The organism is Gallaecimonas mangrovi (assembly GCF_003367375.1).
GTDB lineage: Bacteria > Pseudomonadota > Gammaproteobacteria > Enterobacterales > Gallaecimonadaceae > Gallaecimonas > Gallaecimonas mangrovi.
Genome location: NZ_CP031416.1, coordinates 2757181 through 2778459 on the forward strand (window position 1 = coordinate 2757181; position 21279 = coordinate 2778459).

18 protein-coding genes and 2 tRNA genes are annotated in these 21279 nt (G+C 51.7%); 3 read left to right on the forward strand and 17 right to left on the reverse strand.

Features of this window, described 5'->3' with window-relative positions:
* Window positions 1-15 precede the first annotated feature (15 nt).
* From rimP to rlmE, 8 genes are all read right to left on the reverse strand, one after another.
* The gene (rimP, locus tag DW350_RS13240; protein WP_115720640.1) at window positions 16-471 is read right to left on the reverse strand and encodes a ribosome maturation factor RimP; all 456 of its coding nucleotides are present in this window, start codon (window positions 469-471) and stop codon (window positions 16-18) included.
* 213 nt (window positions 472-684) lie between these two features.
* A tRNA-Met gene (locus DW350_RS13245) sits at window positions 685-760 on the reverse strand.
* A 61-nt stretch (window positions 761-821) separates the two neighbouring features.
* Window positions 822-908, reverse strand: a tRNA-Leu gene (locus tag DW350_RS13250).
* A gap of 14 nt (window positions 909-922) precedes the next feature.
* Window positions 923-1273, reverse strand: a complete 351-nt coding sequence (secG, locus tag DW350_RS13255; protein WP_115719386.1) for a preprotein translocase subunit SecG — start codon at window positions 1271-1273, stop codon at window positions 923-925.
* A 188-nt stretch (window positions 1274-1461) separates the two neighbouring features.
* Window positions 1462-2802: a phosphoglucosamine mutase gene (glmM, locus tag DW350_RS13260; RefSeq protein ID WP_115719387.1), complete on the reverse strand. Its 1341-nt coding sequence runs from the start codon at window positions 2800-2802 to the stop codon at window positions 1462-1464.
* Window positions 2799-3602, reverse strand: coding sequence for a dihydropteroate synthase (gene folP, locus DW350_RS13265; protein ID WP_115719388.1), 804 nt, complete (start codon window positions 3600-3602; stop codon window positions 2799-2801). The genes glmM and folP overlap by 4 nt, the downstream gene beginning before the upstream one ends.
* A gap of 60 nt (window positions 3603-3662) precedes the next feature.
* Window positions 3663-5588 carry an ATP-dependent zinc metalloprotease FtsH gene (gene ftsH, locus DW350_RS13270; RefSeq protein ID WP_115719389.1) on the reverse strand — a complete coding sequence of 642 codons (1926 nt, stop codon included), beginning with the start codon at window positions 5586-5588 and terminating at the stop codon, window positions 3663-3665.
* 45 nt (window positions 5589-5633) lie between these two features.
* The gene (gene rlmE, locus DW350_RS13275; protein WP_115719390.1) at window positions 5634-6263 is read right to left on the reverse strand and encodes a 23S rRNA (uridine(2552)-2'-O)-methyltransferase RlmE; all 630 of its coding nucleotides are present in this window, start codon (window positions 6261-6263) and stop codon (window positions 5634-5636) included.
* 75 nt (window positions 6264-6338) lie between these two features.
* Here rlmE and yhbY point away from each other — a divergent pair, with 75 nt between their 5' ends.
* A complete protein-coding gene (gene yhbY, locus DW350_RS13280) occupies window positions 6339-6632 on the forward strand; it encodes a ribosome assembly RNA-binding protein YhbY (RefSeq protein WP_115719391.1) in 294 nt (97 codons plus the stop codon).
* Window positions 6633-6669: 37 nt separating this feature from the next.
* Here the strand turns inward: yhbY and greA are convergent, their stop codons facing one another.
* Window positions 6670-7146: a transcription elongation factor GreA gene (gene greA, locus DW350_RS13285; RefSeq protein ID WP_115720641.1), complete on the reverse strand. Its 477-nt coding sequence runs from the start codon at window positions 7144-7146 to the stop codon at window positions 6670-6672.
* A 184-nt stretch (window positions 7147-7330) separates the two neighbouring features.
* Between greA and DW350_RS13290 the strand changes: the two genes are divergently transcribed.
* Together DW350_RS13290 and DW350_RS13295 are read left to right on the forward strand one after the other, a co-directional pair.
* Window positions 7331-7579 carry a hypothetical protein gene (locus DW350_RS13290; protein ID WP_115719392.1) on the forward strand — a complete coding sequence of 83 codons (249 nt, stop codon included), beginning with the start codon at window positions 7331-7333 and terminating at the stop codon, window positions 7577-7579.
* A gap of 84 nt (window positions 7580-7663) precedes the next feature.
* Window positions 7664-8335, forward strand: coding sequence for a YiaD family glycine zipper/OmpA-like lipoprotein (locus tag DW350_RS13295; RefSeq protein WP_115719393.1), 672 nt, complete (start codon window positions 7664-7666; stop codon window positions 8333-8335).
* 42 nt (window positions 8336-8377) lie between these two features.
* Here DW350_RS13295 and DW350_RS13300 read toward each other — a convergent pair whose 3' ends face one another.
* The 8 genes from DW350_RS13300 to DW350_RS13335 form a co-directional block, all read right to left on the reverse strand.
* Window positions 8378-9952, reverse strand: a complete 1575-nt coding sequence (locus DW350_RS13300) for a PHA/PHB synthase family protein (protein ID WP_115719394.1) — start codon at window positions 9950-9952, stop codon at window positions 8378-8380.
* A 1-nt stretch (window position 9953) separates the two neighbouring features.
* Window positions 9954-10301 (reverse strand): phasin family protein, encoded by a 348-nt coding sequence (locus DW350_RS13305; protein ID WP_192954681.1) that lies wholly within the window; start codon window positions 10299-10301, stop codon window positions 9954-9956.
* A gap of 13 nt (window positions 10302-10314) precedes the next feature.
* Complete coding sequence (gene phbB / locus DW350_RS13310; protein WP_115719396.1) at window positions 10315-11058, reverse strand: acetoacetyl-CoA reductase; 744 nt, start codon at window positions 11056-11058, stop codon at window positions 10315-10317.
* Window positions 11059-11356: 298 nt separating this feature from the next.
* On the reverse strand, window positions 11357-14572 hold the full coding sequence (gene carB, locus DW350_RS13315) for a carbamoyl-phosphate synthase large subunit (protein ID WP_115719397.1): 3216 nt from the start codon (window positions 14570-14572) through the stop codon (window positions 11357-11359).
* 3 nt (window positions 14573-14575) lie between these two features.
* Complete coding sequence (gene carA / locus DW350_RS13320) at window positions 14576-15706, reverse strand: glutamine-hydrolyzing carbamoyl-phosphate synthase small subunit (protein WP_115719398.1); 1131 nt, start codon at window positions 15704-15706, stop codon at window positions 14576-14578.
* A gap of 381 nt (window positions 15707-16087) precedes the next feature.
* Window positions 16088-16879, reverse strand: coding sequence for a 4-hydroxy-tetrahydrodipicolinate reductase (gene dapB / locus DW350_RS13325; RefSeq protein WP_115719399.1), 792 nt, complete (start codon window positions 16877-16879; stop codon window positions 16088-16090).
* A complete protein-coding gene (locus tag DW350_RS13330) occupies window positions 16879-20022 on the reverse strand; it encodes an efflux RND transporter permease subunit (protein ID WP_115719400.1) in 3144 nt (1047 codons plus the stop codon). The genes dapB and DW350_RS13330 overlap by 1 nt, the downstream gene beginning before the upstream one ends.
* Window positions 20019-21080, reverse strand: coding sequence for an efflux RND transporter periplasmic adaptor subunit (locus tag DW350_RS13335; protein WP_115719401.1), 1062 nt, complete (start codon window positions 21078-21080; stop codon window positions 20019-20021). Before DW350_RS13335 ends, DW350_RS13330 begins: the two co-directional genes overlap by 4 nt.
* Between the last annotated feature and the right edge of the window lie 199 nt (window positions 21081-21279).

Here is a 21279-nt window from a genome sequence, read left to right on the forward strand (position 1 = left end):
CACCTTTGCCGTTATTTAAAACTGAGGAACCAGGTTGGCTTTATCGATATTGCTGAAAGCGAAGCGGTCTTCCTTGCCTTCGTATGCCAACAGGATTAAATCGCCTTCAATGGCAACCAGTTTGCCCTTAAAGCGGCGACGTCCCGCTACCGGCACAACCAGTTTAATCTCGATATCTGAGCCTACCACTTTCTCAAAGTGCGCAGGCACAAACAAAGGCCTGTCGAGTCCGGGTGAGGACACTTCCAGGAAATATTCGCTTTGGATGGGGTCCTCAACATCCAGAACAGAACTGACCTGATGACTGACTTCGGCACAGTTATCCACCGTTACCCCTTCAGGGCCATCGATGTATAGACGCAGTGTCGCACTGCGGCCAGCACGCACCATTTCCACACCCAACAAGCTAAAGCCAAGGGCTTCAACAGCCGGTGTCAGCATTTGTGTCAATTGTTGTTCCAGTCTTGCCAAGGGCATTCCTCCAAAAACAAAAAAAGGGCTAAGCGCCCAGTATCACAGCCGACTACGCCAGGCGTAATCGATACCTCCGCAACAAGTCCCTATGGTCACTGCGCGGACTTTGTATAGCAAAAAGCCCCGAACATGCGGGGCTTTCTTCAACCTGACGTTGACTGACCCCGCATGGGGCCGGCTAACCAAAAGCAAAGCCTTTGATTAACTGTTTGGTTGCGGGGCCGGATTTGAACCGACGACCTTCGGGTTATGAGCCCGACGAGCTACCAGACTGCTCCACCCCGCGTCAAAACAGGTCGGCATCTTACTGGACTTGAAGGTTTTTATCAAGCCGAAGAGCCTTTACTTGGTGCCGAGAGCGGGACTTGAACCCGCACGCCAATTAAGGCACTACCCCCTCAAGATAGCGTGTCTACCAATTCCACCATCTCGGCAAATTCACTGCTCATCAGTTCTTCGGAATATCGTCCGTTTTCTCTGATGCTGGCTTCTCTTGCTTCTGCGGCGCTTGCTGCTTCTGCTGAGTTGCCGGCTCGCCAAGGTTCTGCCATTTATCATCTGGCTTAGCCCGGTGAGCTGTCATATTACCAAGCACTAGGCTCAGTATAAAAAATAGCGTTGCCGCTATTGCGGTAGCCCGGGTCAGAAAATTTCCTGAACCACCGGCACCAAATACGGTATTCGAGGCACCTGCTCCGAAAGACGCTCCCATATCGGCACCTTTACCTTGCTGGATCATTACCAGACCGATAAGGGCCAGCGCCACGAGCAGGTATACCACTAACAGAACTTCATACATATCAGTAGCTTCCTGTCTCTGGCAGGGAGAGGTCCCCGCCGCGCCGTGATTGTCGCAAATTGACAACCACTGTCAAGCGGCTCCGAGTTGACTGCACTAAGGCCTATCACCTCGAAAGCGGGGCAGATATTAACGAAGCCACCTGCCTCCCGCAAGCTGATTTTTAAAAAAGGCCTTCAAGTGCTGCTTTATTGGGCAACCTTGGTTACCACTTCAGCAATGGATTTTGCTAGGGATTCAACAAGATTGGCATCAGCCCCTTCCACCATCACCCGTACCAAAGGTTCGGTGCCGGATTTACGCAGTAATACCCGGCCAGTACCCGCCAATTTTTTCTCGGCATCCGCCACGCTTTCTGTGACATCATCACTGAGTAAAGGGTCTTGGCCTTTTTGGTAACGCACATTAATCAGTTTTTGCGGGTACTTGGGCATGGCTTTCGCCAGCTCAGCCAAGTTTTTTTGTGTGCAAACCAGGGCATGCATAACTTGTAGGGCAGCAATAATACCGTCGCCGGTAGTAGTGTGATTGAGGCTAATAATATGCCCGGATGATTCACCGCCCAATACCCAACCGTTCGCCTTTAAACGTTCCAGCACATAGCGGTCTCCGACGTTGGCACGCTCAAAGGCAATACCTAGGTCTTTAAGGGCGACTTCCATGCCGAAATTCGACATTAAGGTCCCCACCACACCGCCGGTTAAGAGGCCTTTTTGCTGCCAGAAATGGGCGATGATGAAAATAAGCTGGTCACCATCCACCAACTTACCGTTGCCATCCACCATCATCAGCCGATCGCCGTCACCATCCAAGGCAACGCCAAAATCGGCGCGCACTTCTTTAACCTTGGCGGATAAAGCTTTGGTGTCCGTTGCCCCAAAGCCGGCATTGATGTTAAAGCCGTCAGGGCTGGTGCCTATGGTCACCACATCAGCGCCAAGCTCTCTAAACACCGCCGGCGCAATATGGTAGGTAGCGCCATGGGCACAATCGACCACCATTCGCAGCCCTTTTAAGGACAACTGGTTGGGAAAGTTGGATTTACAAAACTCGATATAACGGCCGGCGGCGTCGTCTAACCGCCGGGCCTTACCTAGGTGCTCAGAACTGATCCCCAACATTGGCTTGTCTAGTTCGGCCTCTATGGCCAACTCCACATCATCAGGCAATTTTTCACCGTCACTGGAAAAAAACTTAATGCCGTTGTCGTGGTAAGGATTATGGGATGCAGAGATAACAATACCGGCTTCCGCACGGAAGGTACGGGTTAAATACGCGATGGCGGGGGTTGGCATCGGTCCCATTAGCTCAATATCAATACCGGCCGCAGACAGACCCGCTTCCAAGGCTGACTCCAGCATATAGCCGGAAATGCGCGTATCCTTACCAATCAAAATTTTATGGGTGCCTTGACGAGACAGCACCTTACCCACAGCATAACCGAGTTTAAGGGCAAATTCAGGGGTAATAGGCTCTTCACCGACTAAACCACGAATACCGTCGGTACCAAAATATTTGCGTTCTTTCACGCCTTGCACTCCGTCACAGTGGCTTGCCAAACCCGAATAACATCTTTAGTGGCCTGGACATCATGGACGCGGATAATACCAGCCCCTTGCTGAACCGCAATCAGGGCGCAGGCTAAAGAGCCCGGTAAACGCTCCGCTACGTCGCGCCCCAGTAAATGCCCTACCATCGACTTTCGCGACATACCAACCAGTAGCGGTAAACCCAGACTTGCAAACTCCGATAAGCGATTCAGCATGACATAGTTATCTTTTAGGGATTTACCAAAGCCAAAGCCCGGGTCTAACCACAATCTACTGCGTTCTATACCCGCGGCTTCACATGCGACTATACGCGCTTCAAGAAAGGCTTTTACTTCGCCCATCAAGTCTTGATAAACAGGCGCTTGCTGCATGGTGCGAGGTTGCCCTTGCATATGCATCAAACACACCAATGCTTTGGAGTTAGCCACCGCTTCAATGGCACCCGGTTCGAGTAACGCCCGGATGTCGTTAATCATGTCGGCGCCGAATTTGAGGCTCTCGCTGATAACCATGGCTTTAGAGGTATCAACGGATACTTTGACGTTAAAGCGGCTTTTTAACGCCTCAACTACAGGTGCCACACGGTCAACTTCTTCTTGTTCCGACACTTCAGCCGCGCCAGGGCGAGTAGACTCGCCACCGATATCTATCCAGTCAGCCCCTTCGCTAAGCAGTTTTTCAGCATGACGGAGCGCACCATCAAAATCGTTATGTTTACCACCATCGGAAAACGAATCGGGGGTGACATTCAAAATGCCCATAACTTCAGGCTGACTCATGGCTAGTAATTTCCTTTAGATGCAAGAAAAGAAAACCCCGAGCAAGCTCGGGGTCTTTTATTAATTGGCGGGAGCCTCTCCACCGGTTGGTCGCATCGGCTTATCTGCCTCTCCTGCGGCCGGTGGCGGCGTATTTTCAGACTTAGGCGGCTGCCAGTCAGCAGGAGCCCTTACGTCACGCCGGTTCATCAGATCGTCAATCTGTTTGGCATCGATGGTTTCATACTTCATCAACGCATCTTTCATGGCATGGAGAATATCCATGTTTTCTTCCAAGATTTTCTTGGAACGCTGATAGTTGCGGTCAATAACGTGTTTGATTTCTTCATCGATAGCACGGGCTGTTTCATCAGACATGTGCTTACTTTTCGCAGCACTTCGGCCTAAGAAAACTTCACCATCGTCTTCAGCGTAAAGCAGCGGCCCCATTTTTTCGGATAAGCCCCACTGGGTCACCATCTTGCGCGCAATGTCAGTTGCCCGCTCGATGTCGTTAGAGGCACCGGTGGTTACCATTTCCGGCCCGTAGATGATGTTTTCCGCCAGGCGGCCACCAAACAGGCTTGAGATCATGCTTTCCAACTGCTGCTTGGAGTGACTAACACGGTCACGCTCAGGCAGATACATGGTGACACCCAAGGCGCGACCACGCGGGATGATAGACACCTTATAAACAGGGTCGTGCTCTGGCACCAAACGACCGACGATGGCATGACCAGCTTCGTGATAAGCCGTCATTTCCTTTTCTTTTTCGGTCATCACCATGGAACGGCGCTCAGCACCCATCATGATTTTGTCTTTGGCTTTCTCAAACTCTTCCATACCCACCAGGCGTTTGCTGGTGCGTGCGGCGAACAGTGCAGCTTCGTTAACCAAGTTAGCCAAGTCAGCACCACTAAAACCAGGGGTACCGCGAGCAATCAAGGCGGGCTCGACATCGTCAGCAACCGGCACTTTGCGCATATGCACTTTCAAAATTTGTTCGCGGCCACGTACATCAGGCAGTCCCACCACAACTTGGCGGTCAAAACGGCCAGGGCGCAGCAAAGCGGGGTCCAAGACGTCTGGGCGGTTAGTGGCAGCAATAACGATGATGCCTTCATTACCGTCGAAGCCATCCATCTCAACCAGCATTTGGTTCAGCGTTTGCTCGCGTTCGTCATGACCACCGCCAAGGCCGGCGCCACGCTGGCGACCAACTGCGTCAATCTCGTCGATGAAAATGATACAAGGCGCCGCTTTTTTGGCTTGGTCGAACATATCGCGAACACGGGACGCACCCACACCCACGAACATTTCGACAAAGTCAGAACCGGAGATAGTAAAGAAAGGCACCTTGGCTTCACCGGCAATGGCTTTAGCCAGCAAGGTTTTACCGGTACCGGGAGGACCTACCATCAGTACGCCCTTAGGAATCTTACCGCCCAGCTTCTGGAACTTAGAAGGGTCACGCAGGTAATCAACCAGCTCGGACACTTCTTCCTTGGCTTCTTCAACACCGGCAACATCGGCAAAGGTTGTTTTAACCTGATCTTCCGACAGTAACCGGGCTTTAGACTTACCAAAGGACATAGCGCCTTTACCGCCGCCGCCTTGCATTTGCCGCATGAAAAATATCCACACGCCAATCAGCAACAGCATTGGGAACCAATTGATAAGAATGCTGGTTAATAAGCTGGGTGATTCCGGTGTAACGCCGGTGGCGTCCATTACGTTATGCGCTTTCAGATCGTTGATAAGATCTTTGTCATAACCACCCGGAATAACGGTTTTGTAGTGCTCGCCACTGCTCAACGAGCCGGAAACAACACCGGACTTGTTGTCAACAACAGCACTTTTCACCTGGCCGCTTTCAACCCAAGTCAAAAACTGGGTGTAGCTGACCGCGGTACGATTCGGTTCAGAACCATTGAAGCTTTGGAATACTGCCATCAGTACAACGGCAATAACCAACCAAAGAATGAGATTTTTAGCCATGTCGCTCAACTTAAGCACCTCTTGAGGCTGTGGGGCGCGCTTACCGGCAGGGTACTATAACTTATACCCTGTCGCCACAATGTATACTTCCGATGACCGTGATCGGGATGAATCGGGTTTACGTGTCTTGACACTGGTAAAAGCTGCTCTTACCGCTTTGATGTATTCTTCGAAACCTTCGCCCATAAACACTTTGACAACAAAACTGCCACCTGGTGCCATGACTTGATGGCACATATCCAATGCCAGTTCGACTAAATACATGGCACGTGGTTGGTCGACACCTTTGGTACCACTCATATTAGGCGCCATATCTGATAGCACCACATTAACTTTACGCCCGCCTATGCGATCCAAAAGGGCATTAAGTACCGCTTCTTCCCGAAAGTCGCCCTGCAAAAAGGCAACACCGGGTAACGGATCCATGGGCAGAATGTCACAAGCAATCACTTCTCCTTGTTCACCTACCAGTTCACTGGCAAGTTGTGACCAGCCGCCCGGGGCGGCCCCCAGATCCACGAGGGTCATACCGGGCCTGATTAACTTATCTTTTTGCTGAATTTCTTCGAGCTTAAAAACGGCTCGAGATCGCAAACCACGCTTTTGCGCCGCCAGCACATAAGGGTCGTCAAAATGCTCTTTTAGCCACCGACTTGAGCTGGCAGAACGTTTCTTTTTGGGCATGAAAGTCTCTTGGCGTTTCTCTTAGACCATAAATGGCGATAAAATTACGGTTTTCAACCCACAAGGGTCATATTCATGGAACTCTCGCCGAAACAGAGGCAGCATCTCAAAGCCTTGGCTCATCCACTTAAGCCTGTTGTACTGCTTGGAAATAATGGCTTAACCGAAGGAGTACTGGCTGAAATAGACCAGGCGCTGGAGCACCACGAACTGATAAAAGTTAAAGTGCCAACCAAAGATCGAGAACTCAAAGAGTCGATTTTTGAAACCATCGCGCAGCAATTATCGGCTGCAAAAGTACAAATGATTGGTCACATTGTGATCATTTATCGCCCCGCAAAAGAACCTGTCATTCGCTTGCCGCGATAATCATTTCCTTAAGAAAAAGGCCGCCAAGCGGCCTTTTTTACAGGTATTCAACCTGAGTGATTTCGTATTCTTTTGCCCCTGATGGGGTATCAACGGTCACTACGTCATCAAGCTGTTTACCCACCAACGCACGAGCGATAGGTGAACTAACCGAGATGAGGTTTTGCTTTATGTTCGCTTCATCGTCACCGACGATGCGATAAGTCACTTCTTCGTCGGTATCAAGGTTCAGCAAGGTCACGGTTGAACCAAAAATCACCTTGCCAGTATTGTTTATTTTGGTGACATCAATAATTTGAGCATTGCTCAATTTACCTTCAATTTCTTGAATGCGACCTTCGCAAAAACTTTGCTGCTCTCGTGCAGCATGGTATTCCGCATTTTCTTTCAGATCGCCCAGCTCTCTAGCCGTGGCAATTGCTTCAATGATCTGCGGGCGTCGAACACTCTTAAGGTGCTTAAGTTCTTCGCGCAACTGGTCCGCACCCGCCTGGGTCATCGGGATCGGCTTCATGGCATCTCCGTTTTTGTATGGTGTGGCCAAAGACAGACAATAGGAAACCGGCAAAACCACAAAGGTCATGCCGACAAGTCATTGGTGTTTTCCCGCATTCTAGCCAAAACATTACGTAAAGTGCCAGAGCCAGTCGCTTAACAATGTCTACACTCTACAAGATCAGCCTTTGGAGTTAGTTGCCATGTCATTGTCACTGCCCCCCTCAGAGCGCCGCAAAGAGGCCAAAGATCTAAAGCAAAACTTCGATCAACTTGGAGAGTTACAACTCGATGCTGTTTATGCATTGCTGAAAATAGGTGCCAGGCTACTGTTTGTGCGCTCTGCGCTGGTTTCTCCATTGGCGATTTTGGAACATGGTGAACAATACCTAACAGTGGACGACGAAGGCCGGATTGATTTACACCCAGCCATTAAGATTCGCAGTCACTGAATTAATAGTTAATTCATTATCAATGCTCTATTCTGGGCAAAAAATAGCTTTGATAAGCTTAGGGAAAATTTCGGAGTACTTTCCATGTTTCAAACCAAGCGTTTAGGTATTTCGGCCTTGGCAGCGGCTATTGTGTTAGCAGGCTGCACCACTGTAGACCCTCAGACAGGCGAACAAACCACCAATAGAACTGCCACCGGCGCCACTATTGGGGCTATTGCCGGGGCTGTGCTCGGCAAGGCAACAGGTAGCCATCACCGAGACCGCGCCCTGGTCGGTGCCGCTGTTGGCGCCTTGGCTGGCGCCGCTGTCGGTAACTACATGGATAAGCAGGAACAAGAAATACGCCAACAGACCGCAGGTTCAGGTATCGACGTGCAACGCAATGGTGACAATCTGTTACTCACCATACCCAATGGCATCACCTTTGATGTGAACAGTGCGGTCATCAAGCCTGAATTTCAAAGCGTGTTAACCGACCTTGCCAGTACCCTTAATAAATACCCGAAAACCATGGTGCAGATATCTGGCCACACCGACAACACCGGCTCTGCCGCTTATAACCAAACCCTTTCAGAAAACCGCGCTAACTCGGTGAAAAGTTTCTTGGTTGTACGTGGTGTGGTGCCACAGCGCCTAACCACCATTGGCTACGGTGAAACCAAGCCTATCGCCAGTAATGCCACTGTCGAGGGGCGGGCCAAGAACCGACGGGTTGAGATAGAACTCATTCCGATTATTGATAACGGCCAATAATGCCCGTCGAGGTATAAAAAAACGCCCCTTGGGGGCGTTTTTTTATACCTTCACCTGCACGTATCGTCCGGGGGCATCTTCAATGCCTTCAGGTACCGTTCTGGCAGGCACCATCTCCGGCGATTGGCTATCAAGCCACTGGTACCAGTCCGGCCACCAAGAGCCCTCTTTAATACCTTCTTCCCCTTCTACCCGATAACCGTATTTATTTTTTACGGGCGGATTTACCACACCGGCAACGTGCCCAGCGCCCGAGGTCACCAACCTTTTATTGTTGCCACCAAAAAGCTTGGCCGAAGCCGAAGCACTTTGCGGCGGTACTATGTGGTCTTTCTCTGCCGCAAGCATATAAATAGGCACCCTCACCCGCCGCAGATCCATTTTATAACCATCAAGCTTCCAGCTACCTGGTGTGGCCAAGCGGTTTTCCAAATAAGTATTTTCTATATATTCCCGGAAAAACTTGGCAGACAGGTGTGTTACATCAGAGTTCCAGACAAGGATGTCAAAACTTGGCGGCTTTTGTCCCAACAAATAACGGTTCACAAACGCAGGCCAATACAGTTCTTGCTCACGAAGCAACGAAAAGCCGGTCGCCATTAACCGCCCGTCCATGTACCCCAGCTGGTCAGTTACCGTCATCAGGCTTTTGAGCAGTGCAGGCACCAGCAATAACCCAGGCTCCCCTGGCTCACTGAAATCCAGAAGCGTGGTAACCAGCGTCATGCTGGCAATACGTTTGGCACCACGGGCGGCTAACCATGCTGAGGCTAGCGCAAGCAAAGTACCGCCGACACAGTACCCCATGGTATGCAGCTGATTTTCTTCGGTTTCTTCACGAACCCAATTAATCGCCTCTAGCACCGCCTGCATGTATTCGGTCATGCCAAAGTCAGCATCTTTGGCCGTGGGGTTAACCCATGACATTAAGAAGACGGTATAACCTTGGTCAACCAAGTGGCGCACAAAGGAATTCTCAGGTTTTAAGTCCAGCACGTAGTATTTGTTGATGCAGGGTGGCACCACTAATACCGGCACTTTATGAACCTGTTCGGTGGTGGGGGCATATTGAATTAGCTGAAAAAGCGGCGACTCTTTGATGACTTTACCCGGCGTTACTGCTAAGTCTCGGCCTAACTCATAAACCTTGGTATTGCCGAGCGGAATATTAAGCCCAAGAGGGCTGTTATCCATGTCTTCGACCAGAGATTCCAGCCCCCGCATTAAGTTCTCACCACCTTCTTCAAGGGTTTTTGCCAACACCTTTGGGTTGGTTAAAACATAGTGAGCAGGGTCTTGCATCTGCATGGTTTGGCGGGCCCAAAATGCTAACTGCTTTTTGTCTTTCCCTGGCAGGTGTTCGAGGTTATCAATGCTCTCCTGCCAGTAGCTGTTCATTAATTTATGGCTTTGCTGGAAGTACTGCCAACATTCTTCTGGCTTGCCATCCGATATCATTTTCTCGACATTGTCGTGCCATAGACGACTTTGCGCTTGCCACCAGTTAGCACCTGCGGCCCAAAAAGCCTGGGGCTGATTCGCCGCCGCAGTGACCAGTTGGTCGCCCATGGCCAACATGGGAGGCCAGCAGGCCTCCCAAGGGTTCTCATGGGGCATATTAGGATTTCACCTCTTCCTTGGCGATGTCAGCAAACACTTGGCTGAATTCTTTTCTCAGCCCTTCATTCAACTCCAAAAATGATTTGCAGTCTTGCATGAATTGCTTGTTTAAATCAGACATTTGGCTCATCTGCACCTGGCCCACCATCGCGGTGTCACCCTTGGCGGCTGCATCGTTTAATTTTTTTGCAAAGTCGATTTGGCTTTGGGTGTAACTGTCGAGAGCATCGATTTGGTATTTGCTGAACTTGGCTACATTGTCCAAAAGCACTGAGTTGATTTGCGCCAGGGGCTTAAGCACATCTTGCTGTTGGCCATTAGCCTGACGGATCCAATCTTGGAACATAACAATCTCCTTATTAATGCATATGTTGTCCGCCATTGGCGGAAATGTTGGAGCCAGTAATAAATCCCGAGTCGGGAGACGCCAAAAAGGCGACGACGCGCGCTATTTCGTCAGGATCGCCAAGGCGGCCAACCGGGATTTGAGAAATGATGGAGTTACGGATCTCTTCGGGAACAGCCATGACCATTTCAGTGGCAATGTACCCAGGAGAGATGGTGTTAACGGTCACGCCTTTGCGGGCAACTTCTTGGGCCAGCGCCATGGTTAAACCATGCAGGCCTGCCTTAGCCGCCGAATAGTTGGTCTGCCCCATCTGCCCTTTTTCACCGTTAATTGAACTGATGTTGATCACACGGCCATATTGATGTTCCAACATGGTGGGTACCGCAGCCCGGCAAAGGTGATAAGCGCCGGTAAGGTTGGTTTGAATCACTTCTAACCAATCGTCTTCGAGCATTTTCTTTAAGGTTTTATCACGGGTGATCCCCGCGTTATTGACCAAAACAGATAATGGGCCCAGTTCTTTTTCTACCACTGAGATGGCACTAAACACGGCATCCTGATCGCAGATATCGGCTAAGACCATATAAGGTTCGTAGCCATGGGCTTTTTCCTGTTCAGCCCACCGCTGTGCCTTTTCCGGACAGCGGCACAAGGTCGCCACTTTGTATCCCTCCTTTGCTAAGGTTCTGCAAATAGCAGTGCCAATACCACCGTTTGCCCCAGTAACTAACGCTACCTGTCCTTGAACACTCATGGTTTCCCCCAAAAAGAGCAGTTGACGTTTTTTAAACCTAGTTCACGGCTAGAGCCCTAGCTCTAACTTTTTATGAAGATTTCTCGCGCAAGTGATTGATTCATGATCACGATCAAGATACGGCAGTGATCCAGATCACTTCCTGTAAGGTGCAGAAAACAAGCTAGTTTCTGAAAAGGGTTTTGGGGGATAAAACAAAAATGGCTTTGTAACGGTTGTTAACGAAAACCGCCAAGGCACACCTTAAAAAGACACAAAAAAGCCCGCCGAACGGCGGGCTTTTTACAGGTGCAAATGCTTAGCACTGCTGGTGCATTTCTTGAACAGAAATCACCGATTCACGGTCAGAAACCACCAAGCTTTGGCAGGTAGCAAAGGCGGCGTTCAAGGTCGTGGTGTAGCTCACCTTGTTCATCAAAGCGCCGCGGCGCATCACCTTGGAATCTTCGATGGCCTGACGACCCTCGGTGGTGTTGATGATATAGCTGTACTCACCGTTTTTGATACGGTCCACAATATGTGGGCGACCTTCGTGCACCTTGTTAACCAACCTTGGGTTGATACCGGCTTCACCCAACACCACGGCTGTACCGTGGGTGGCATCCAGTTCAAAGCCCAGCTCCACCAACTGACGCGCCAGTGCAACAGCCCGGCTCTTATCGGTATCACGCACCGAAATAAGCGCACGGCCACCTTTAGGCGTAACGCTATTGGCACCCAATTGCGACTTGGCATAAGCCTCAGGGAAGGTTTGCCCAACCCCCATAACTTCACCGGTCGAGCGCATTTCTGGGCCAAGGATAGGGTCTACACCCGGGAATTTGGCAAAGGGCAGCACCGCTTCTTTAACGCAGTAATAAGGCGGTACCACTTCACTGCTAATGCCCTGCTCTTTGAGCGACTGGCCAGCCATAACCCGGGCGGCAATTTTCGCTAAAGACAAACCGGTTGCCTTGGACACAAAAGGCACGGTGCGTGACGCACGAGGGTTAACCTCAATCAGGTAAATCTCGTTGTCTTTCACCGCGAACTGGGTGTTCATCAGGCCGATAACGTTCAGTTCAAAAGCCAGCTTACGAACCTGTTCGCGCATCCGGTCTTGAACATCTTTGCTCAGGGTATAAGGAGGCAGAGAACAGCCTGAGTCGCCAGAATGCACACCGGCTTGCTCGATGTGCTCCATGATGCCGCCAATGAGGACGTCAGTACCGTCACAGATGGCATCAATGTCCACTTCCACCGCATCGTCCAAGAAGCGGTCCAGCAGCACGGGGCTGTCGTTAGACACTTTTACCGCGTCGTTCATGTAACGGCGCAGGTCCACTTCGTCATAAACGATTTCCATGGCGCGGCCACCCAGCACGTAGGAGGGGCGCACCACCAGCGGGTAACCGATGGTCGCCGCCTTGGAGATGGCCTGCTCCAGGTTGGTAACGGTGGCGTTCTCGGGCTGCTTCAGATCAAGACGCTCAACCGCTTGCTGGAAACGTTCACGGTCTTCAGAGCGGTCAATGGCATCCGGGCTGGTACCGATAACGGGCACGCCAGCCGCTTCCAAGGCGCGGGCCAATTTCAGCGGCGTTTGGCCGCCGTACTGAACGATAACGCCCTTGGGTTTTTCCAGGCGCACAATTTCCAGCACGTCTTCGAAGGTAATGGGTTCGAAGTAGAGGCGATCAGAGGTGTCGTAATCGGTAGAAACCGTCTCAGGGTTACAGTTAACCATGATGGTTTCATAGCCGTCTTCGCGCATGGCAAGGGCGGCGTGCACGCAGCAATAGTCGAACTCAATACCCTGGCCGATACGGTTCGGGCCACCACCGATAACCATGATTTTCTCACGGTCAGAAGGATTGGCTTCACACTCTTCGTCGTAGCTCGAATACATGTAGGCGGTGGAGCTGGCAAATTCGGCGGCACAAGTATCAACCCGCTTATAAACGGGGAAGATATTGTTATTGTGGCGAATTTTACGCACTTCACTTTCTGCTACACCCAGAATGGCGGCCAAACGGGCATCACTGAAGCCTTTGCGCTTGAGCTTACGAAGGTAGCCGGCGTCTAAACCCGCCAGGCCTTTTTCAGCCACCGCTTTTTCTTCGTTCAGCAAGTCTTCGATTTGCACCAGGAACCAAGGGTCGATGTTGGTCAAACGGAACACATCATCCAGGCTCATACCGGCGCGAAAAGCATCGGCGATATACCAAATGCGGTCGCCGCCAGCTTCTTTGAGTTCGCGGCGCAGAATCGAAATGGCTTCCGAGTCTTCCAAGTCAACGATAGGGTCAAAACCGCTGGCACCCACTTCCAGACCGCGCAGGGCTTTTTGCAAAGATTCCTGTTGGTTACGGCCAATGGCCATCACTTCACCCACCGACTTCATCTGGGTGGTCAGGCGGTCGTTGGAGCCCGCAAATTTTTCAAAGTTAAAGCGCGGTATTTTGGTCACAACGTAATCGATAGACGGCTCGAACGAAGCCGGGGTTTTGCCGCCGGTAATATCGTTCATCAGCTCGTCTAGGGTGTAACCTACCGCCAGTTTGGCTGCCACTTTCGCGATCGGGAAACCGGTCGCTTTAGAGGCCAGCGCAGAGGAGCGAGAAACCCGTGGGTTCATCTCGATAACCACCATGCGGCCGTCTTTGGGGTTCACACCAAACTGTACGTTAGAGCCGCCGGTTTCAACGCCAATTTCACGCAGCACCGCCAGGGAGGCGTTACGCATGATTTGGTATTCTTTGTCGGTCAGGGTTTGTGCCGGCGCAACGGTGATGGAATCACCGGTGTGAATACCCATAGGGTCAAAGTTTTCGATAGAGCAAACGATGATGGCGTTGTCGTTGCGGTCACGCACCACTTCCATCTCGTACTCTTTCCAGCCAATCAGGCTCTCGTCAATCAGCAGCTCGTTGGTGGGGCTTAAATCCAAACCACGGCGGCAGATTTCTTCGTATTCTTCTTTGTTGTAGGCAATACCGCCACCGGTGCCGCCCATGGTAAAGCTGGGGCGAATGATACAGGGCAGGCCGATATCATCGATGATGTCTTCGCAGTCTTCCCAGCTATGGGCGATACGAGCACGCGGTACATCAAGGCCGATGTTGTCCATGGCTTCAACGAAACGCTCGCGGTCTTCTGCTTTATCGATGGCATCGGCGGTAGCACCAATCATTTGCACGCCAAACTTTTCCAGCACGCCGTGCTTGTCCAGATCCAAGGCGCAGTTCAGCGCAGTCTGGCCACCCATGGTGGGCAAAATGGCATCGGGACGTTCTTTTTCAATGATTTTGGCAACCACTTCCCAGTGCACCGGCTCGATGTAGGTGGCATCGGCCATACCAGGATCGGTCATGATGGTGGCAGGGTTGGAGTTCACCAGAATAACCCGGTAACCCTCTTCACGCAGGGCCTTACACGCCTGGGTGCCAGAGTAGTCAAACTCACAGGCCTGGCCGATAACGATAGGGCCAGCGCCAAGGATCAGAATGCTTTTAAGGTCGTTACGTTTTGGCATGATTTACCCCCTGGCCGCCATCAGTTCGATAAAGTGGTCAAAGAGCGGGGCCGCATCGTGTGGACCCGGGCTCGCTTCCGGGTGCCCCTGGAAGGAAAACGCCGCTTTATCAGTGCGGTGAATACCTTGCAAGGTACCGTCAAACAACGATTTGTGAGTCGCACGCAGATTAGCCGGCAGGCTGTCTTCGTCGACGGCAAAGCCGTGGTTCTGCGCGGTGATCATTACCACATCACGGTCCAAATCTTTTACTGGGTGGTTACCGCCATGGTGGCCGTGGCCCATTTTGATGGTCTTAGCACCGCTGGCCAATGCCAATAATTGGTGGCCCAAGCAGATACCAAAAATGGTGATGTCTTTTTCCAGCAGGGTTTGAATAGCTGCGATGGCATAGGTACAAGGCTCGGGGTCACCCGGACCATTAGAGAGGAAAACCCCATCGGGTTGCAGCGCTAATACCTCTTCAGCAGAGGTTTCGGCCGGCACCACGGTGAGTTTGCAACCCCTGTCAGCCAGCATGCGCAGGATGTTGTGTTTAACACCGTAGTCATAAGCAACGACATGATATTTAAAGTGCTCGTCACCGTACTGTTTAAAGCCTTGACCTAAAGTCCAGCTACCTTCGGTCCACTGGTAACTTTCTTTGGTGCAAACCACTTTAGCCAAGTCCATGCCCTTAAGGCCAGGGAACCCTTTGGCTGCAGCCAAGGCGTCAGCTTCATTAATATCACCGGCCATAATACAGCCGTTCTGAGAGCCTTTTTCGCGCAGAATGCGGGTGAGTTTGCGAGTATCGATATCGGCAATGGCCACAATATTGCGGGCCTTGAGGTAATCAGAAAGAGAGGCTTGATTACGAAAGTTGGAAGCAACAAGGGGAAGATCGCGGATCACCAGGCCAGTGGCCCAAATGGTATTGGCTTCTTCGTCTTCGCTGTTGGTACCGGTATTACCGATATGAGGATAGGTCAGAGTAACAATTTGTTGGGAATACGAGGGATCAGTAAGAATTTCCTGGTAACCCGTCATTGAAGTATTAAAAACTACTTCGCCGATCGCTTTTCCAGTGGCCCCAATGGCCGTGCCCTGGAAGACGGTCCCGTCTTCAAGGACCAAGAGCGCTGGCTGACTCAAGACAACCTCCATAGAGTTAGTAACTGAGAGAAATCAGTAACTTACCATCGGAGCTGAGCATCAAAACGATGCGTTTTACCGAGCTTTTGGCAAATTGGCGGTATGATAAAGATGTGAGCTGAGCTTGTCTATTCATTTTTTAGAAAAGGTTTTCATGACGAAATTAACGTCAAGTGGCCATTTTCCCATCTTTACGTGTACGCAAACCGCTGGCAACTGACTGCATAAAGGTTAGTTATTTTCACATAAAAATTCAAAGAAAGGTAATAAAAAACCGGCATTGTGGCCGGTTTTAAAAAGCTTATGGTTATTTATGAGGCAGACCGCTTAAACGCAAAGACCTGCCACTTAATCAGTGAAAAATTGGTAGATGCTGCTTTTTTAACCTTTCAGGCCCAATACGTCTTTCATATCGTATAGACCAGCCGCCCTTCCCTTTGCCCAATGGGCTGCGCGAAGCGCGCCGGTGGCAAAAGTGTCACGGTTATGGGCCTTATGGGTTAGCTCGATGCGTTCACCGTCACCGGCAAAAAGCACCGTGTGTTCGCCAATAATGTCGCCGCCACGCACCGTGGCAAAACCGATGGTTTGGCGATCACGCTCGCCGGTAATGCCTTCACGGCCATAAACAGCGCAGTTTTTTAAGTCGCGGCCCAGCGCTTTGGCAGCGGCTTCACCTAACGCCAGCGCAGTACCGGAAGGGGCGTCTTTTTTATGGCGATGATGGGCTTCAATAATTTCGACATCGACACTGTCACCCAGCACCGAGCTCGCCAGTTCCACTAACCCCAGCAGCAGGTTAACGCCAACACTCATGTTGGGGGCAAACACCACCGGCACCTTTTTCGCTGCTGCTTCAAGGGCGGCCTTTTGCTGTTGATTAAGTCCGGTGGTGCCAACGATAAGCGCTTGGCCATTTTCGGCGCAAAGCGCCGCCACCTTGGCGGTATTGTCTGGGGAGGTAAAGTCAATAACCACATCGCCGGTGATATTGGTGCCAAGGGCAACACCTAATGCATCGGTACCGGCCACAGTCCCGGCATCAGTGCCAATCAGCGCATTACCGGGGCGTACCTGCGCAGCACTGAGCTGCGCTTGGCTATCAGTGGCTAACGCCCGAATGAGTGCCCGGCCCATACGGCCGTTGGCGCCAAGAATGGCTATTTTTGTCATCACGCTTTCTCGTCCTCAACTGAGGGCAACACTCTAACCGCTTTTCCTTCCCGTTTCAGCGCTTCATTTAATTGCTGGCTAACATGCTCTGGCGAGCGGGTATTGCGGGCAAGCCACGCATACATAACAGGCGTCACCAATAAGGTAAAAAAGGTCGCGATAATAATACCAAACAACACCACCACCCCTATCACGTAGCGGGTTTCAGCACCGGCGCCGCTGGCCATCACCAAGGGCACGGCGCCTGCGGCGGTGGTAATGCCGGTCATCAGAATGGGCCTTAACCGCTGGGCGCAGGCGGTGAGCAAAGCATCGGTAAAATCTTTGCCTTCATCGCGTAACTGGTTGGCAAATTCAACAATTAAAATGCCGTTTTTGGCGGCCAGGCCAATCAGCATAATGATGCCTATCTGGCTGTAGATATTGATGGTTTGGCCGGTAAGGTAGAGCCCGACTAACGCCCCCAGCATCGCCAGCGGCACCGACAGCATAATCACCACCGGGTGAATATAGCTTTCAAACTGCGCCGCCAGCACCAAAAACACCACACCAAGGGCCAGGGCAAAAATAAAATAAACCGATCCCGAGGCATTTTTGTAATCCAAAGAGGCGCCTTTGTAGTTAATGGTGGCCTCAGCTGGCAACAGCCGCGCTGCAAGTTCATCTAAATAATCAAGGGCTTGGCCCAAGCTGTAACCGTCGGCAAGGTTAGCTTCAATGGTGATGGCCCGCATGCGGTCATAGCGGCTTAAGGTGGCGGCATCGGCCATTTCTTCAATCTTGATAACCGACGATAAAGGAATAAGCGCACCGCTTTTATCTGAGCGCACATAAATACCGCCAATGTCTTTGGGCGAACGCTGCTTGTCGCGTTCGCCTTCAACTATGACGTCGTACTCTTCACCACTTTTTACAAAGGTGGTGACCACCTTTGAGCCAAGCATGGTTTCAAGGGTGCCACCAATGGTGCCAATGGTAATGCCAAGATCTGCGGCGCGGGCGGTATCTACGACAATTTTGAACTGTGGCTTGGTTTCTTTGTAGTCATCGCCAATGCCTAAGAGCCCCGGGTTTTTCGCCGCTTCGGTTTCGATGATATCGCGCCACTGGCGCAGGTTTTCAAAGTCGGGGCCACCAATGACAAATTGCACCGGCTTGGTATTACCGCGGCCAAAGGCGCTACGCACCACCGTTGACACCTTCACCCCGGCAAGGTCGCTCAAACGGGTCCGCACATCCGCCATCACCTGGCCTATTGGCCGCCGCTCGGCCCAGTCTTTTAACGACACTGTAATTTGCCCGGTATTAAAGGCCTGCACGCCGCCCCAGCCACGCGGTGCCCGCGTAATAATGCGGCGAAGCTCACCTTTACCGTCCAGCATCGGCAACAGGCGCTTTTCAATTTCGTCCATATAGGACGCCATGTAGCTATAAGAGGCACCTTCTGGGCCATTAACCATGACCGTAAAGGCGCCTCTGTCCTCAGCGGGGGTAAATTCGCTGGGTACGTGTTCGACCAGCCAGGCCACCGCGCCAATACTGGCAACCACCATCAGCAGTACCCATATGGGATAACGGATAAGCTTATCGAGTAATCGCCGGTAACTGCCGCCAAGACGCTCCAGGAGCCGGTCCATAAACCCGGATAAGCCGCGATGGCCCTGATGCGGGGTCAGCAATTTCGAGCACATCATTGGCGATAGCGTCAGCGCCACAATGGCAGAGAACACCACAGCAGAGGCCATGGCTACTGCGAATTCGGTAAAGAGTTTGCCAAGGTCACCTTCCAAAAAGGTAATGGGCATAAACACCGACACCAACACGGCGGTGGTGGCAATCACCGCAAAGGAAACCTGCCGCGCACCGAGGAATGAGGCCACCAAAGGCGACTCACCACTTTCAATGCGCCGGTGAATGTTTTCAAGCATCACGATGGCATCGTCCACCACCATGCCAATAGCCAAAATAAGCGCGAGCAAGGTCAGCAGGTTAATGGTGTAGCCCAGGGCATAAAGCACAATTACCGCCCCCATTAACGACACCGGTAACGCCAAGGCCGGCACCAGCATCGCCCGCACCGACCCTAAAAACAGGTAAATCATCACCACCACTAAGATCATGGCGATAACCAGCGTCTCGTAGACCTCTTTTACCGAACGCTCAATAAACACTGACGAGTCGTAGCCAACAATCAGCTTCATGCCCGGAGGTAGGGTTTTATTGAGCTGCTGGCGTAGCTGATGGGCGGCGCGGGCGACTTCCAGGGTGTTGGCGGTAGAGGTTTTGGTAATGCCCAGCCCCACCATGTTCACGCCATTACCGCGAAACATTTTGCGGGTGTCATCGGTGCTTTCTTCAACCCGGGCCACATCCGACAACTTAACCAAGTATCCGTCGTTACCGCGGCCAATCACCAGGTTGGCGAAATCCTGAGGCTTTTGGTATTGGCGCTGCATGCGAATGGTAAAGTGGCGATCTTTGGCTTCAATAGAGCCGGCGGGTAATTCCACATTTTGGCTCAGCAGCGCATTTTCAACATCGGTAACGGTAAGGTTGCGGGCCGCCAGGGCTTGGCGGTCAATCCAAATACGCATTGCCGGGCGTTGCTCGCCACCAATACGCACCCGGGCCACACCGTTGATGACAGAAAAACGGTCAACCAGGTAACGGTCGGCGTAGTCCGACAAGGCTTTAACCGTCATCCGGTCAGACAGCAGGTTTAGCCACATTACGGTTTCGTCGCTAGCGCCCGCTTTGGAAACTTCTGGCGGGTCGGCTTCTTCCGGCAAGTTATTAAGGGCCGTTGAGATTTTGTCTCGCACGTCGTTAGTGGCAGCATCAATGTCACGGCCCACATCAAATTCGATGGTGATACTGGAACGGCCATCTTCGCTGCTTGAGCTGATGTTACGAATGCCTTCAATACCCGACACCCGGTCTTCTAAAAGCTGGGTAATACGCGACTCCACCACCGCTGCCGAAGCGCCGCGGTAGCTGGTTTGAATAGTCACTTGCGGCGGGTCGATGCTGGGGTATTCCCTAAGTGGCAGCTTATCAAAGGCCACCAGCCCAAAAATCACCAACAGTAATGCCAACACCGACGCCAGCACCGGCCGGCGTACCGATACATCGGTGAGGATCATAGCGGTGCTCCGGGAATATCTTCACTGCGGGTTTCTACCTTGTCGCCATCACGCACCTTTAACAGGCCACGAATAATCACCTGCTGCCCGGCACTGAGGCCGTTAGTCACTTCCACCACTCCGGGCTGGCGAAGGCCAAGGGTAATGGGAAGCTCTTGCACCACATTTTGTGCGTTGACCACAAACACATAGTGCTGACTGTTGATTTGAAATACCGCTGCCGCCGGTATCGCCAAGGCTTGGCGAGCCTCTTTAACCAAGCGAATACGCAGCAACATGCCGGGGCGCAGTAAGTCTTGGCGGTTTTGTAATTCAGCGCGCACGGTGGCACTGCGTGACACCGGGTCGATACGGGTATCAACACTGGCCACGGTGCCTTTAAAAACATGGTCAGGTACGGCTTCGGCGCTGGCAAAAATGGCTTTACCGGAGGCCAGTATCGGCAAGAAACGCTCTGGCACGGTGAAATCAAGCTTAATGGGGCTAACGTCATCCAGGGTGGTAATAGCGGTGCCAGGACTGACCAAAGCGCCGGTACTGACTTCCCGAAAACCCAATACACCGTCAAAAGGGGCACGAATAAAACGGTCGTCCAGTTGCGCCTGGGCTTGGGCTACCTTGGCCTTGGCAATTTGCGCGGCACTTTGCAGGCGATCTAGCTCGGAGGCAGCAATGGTTTTGGTACGCACCAAATCGGTAATACGATTAAACTCGCGCAGCTGCTGTTTAAGATCTTCCTTGGCGGCATCCAGGGCGGCTTGTTCTTCCTTGTGCACCAAGGTCACCAGCAGTTGGCCGGCCTTGACCGCTTGGTTATCGTGAAAATGCACCGCTTGAATTTTGTCGCTGACGGTCGCGGTTACGGTGATTGATTCAAAGGCTTTAGTGGTGCCCAAGGCTTCGATTTCGTCAGACAACATACGTGATTGCACCGGCGCGGTAACCACCCTCACCGTTAATGCCTTGTTGGCGATAACCCTTTGCTGTTTTTGCCAAACAACAACAGCGCTTCCGATAAGCGCAAGCAAAACCACAGCGAAAACAACAGCCTTTTTCATTAACCTGGCACACCCTTACCGCATCATGCTTCTACTATCGCACTTAAGGTAAATTTTTTGTTACTTAAAAGGATGTAATGGCGCACCATTGCGATAAATAGATGTAAAACAAGAACGGCTAAAATGCCATCTGGACGTCTAGACGTTGACAGCCTGTTAGCACTGGCGTAAATTTGCGCGCTTTTACGCCGCTATCCCT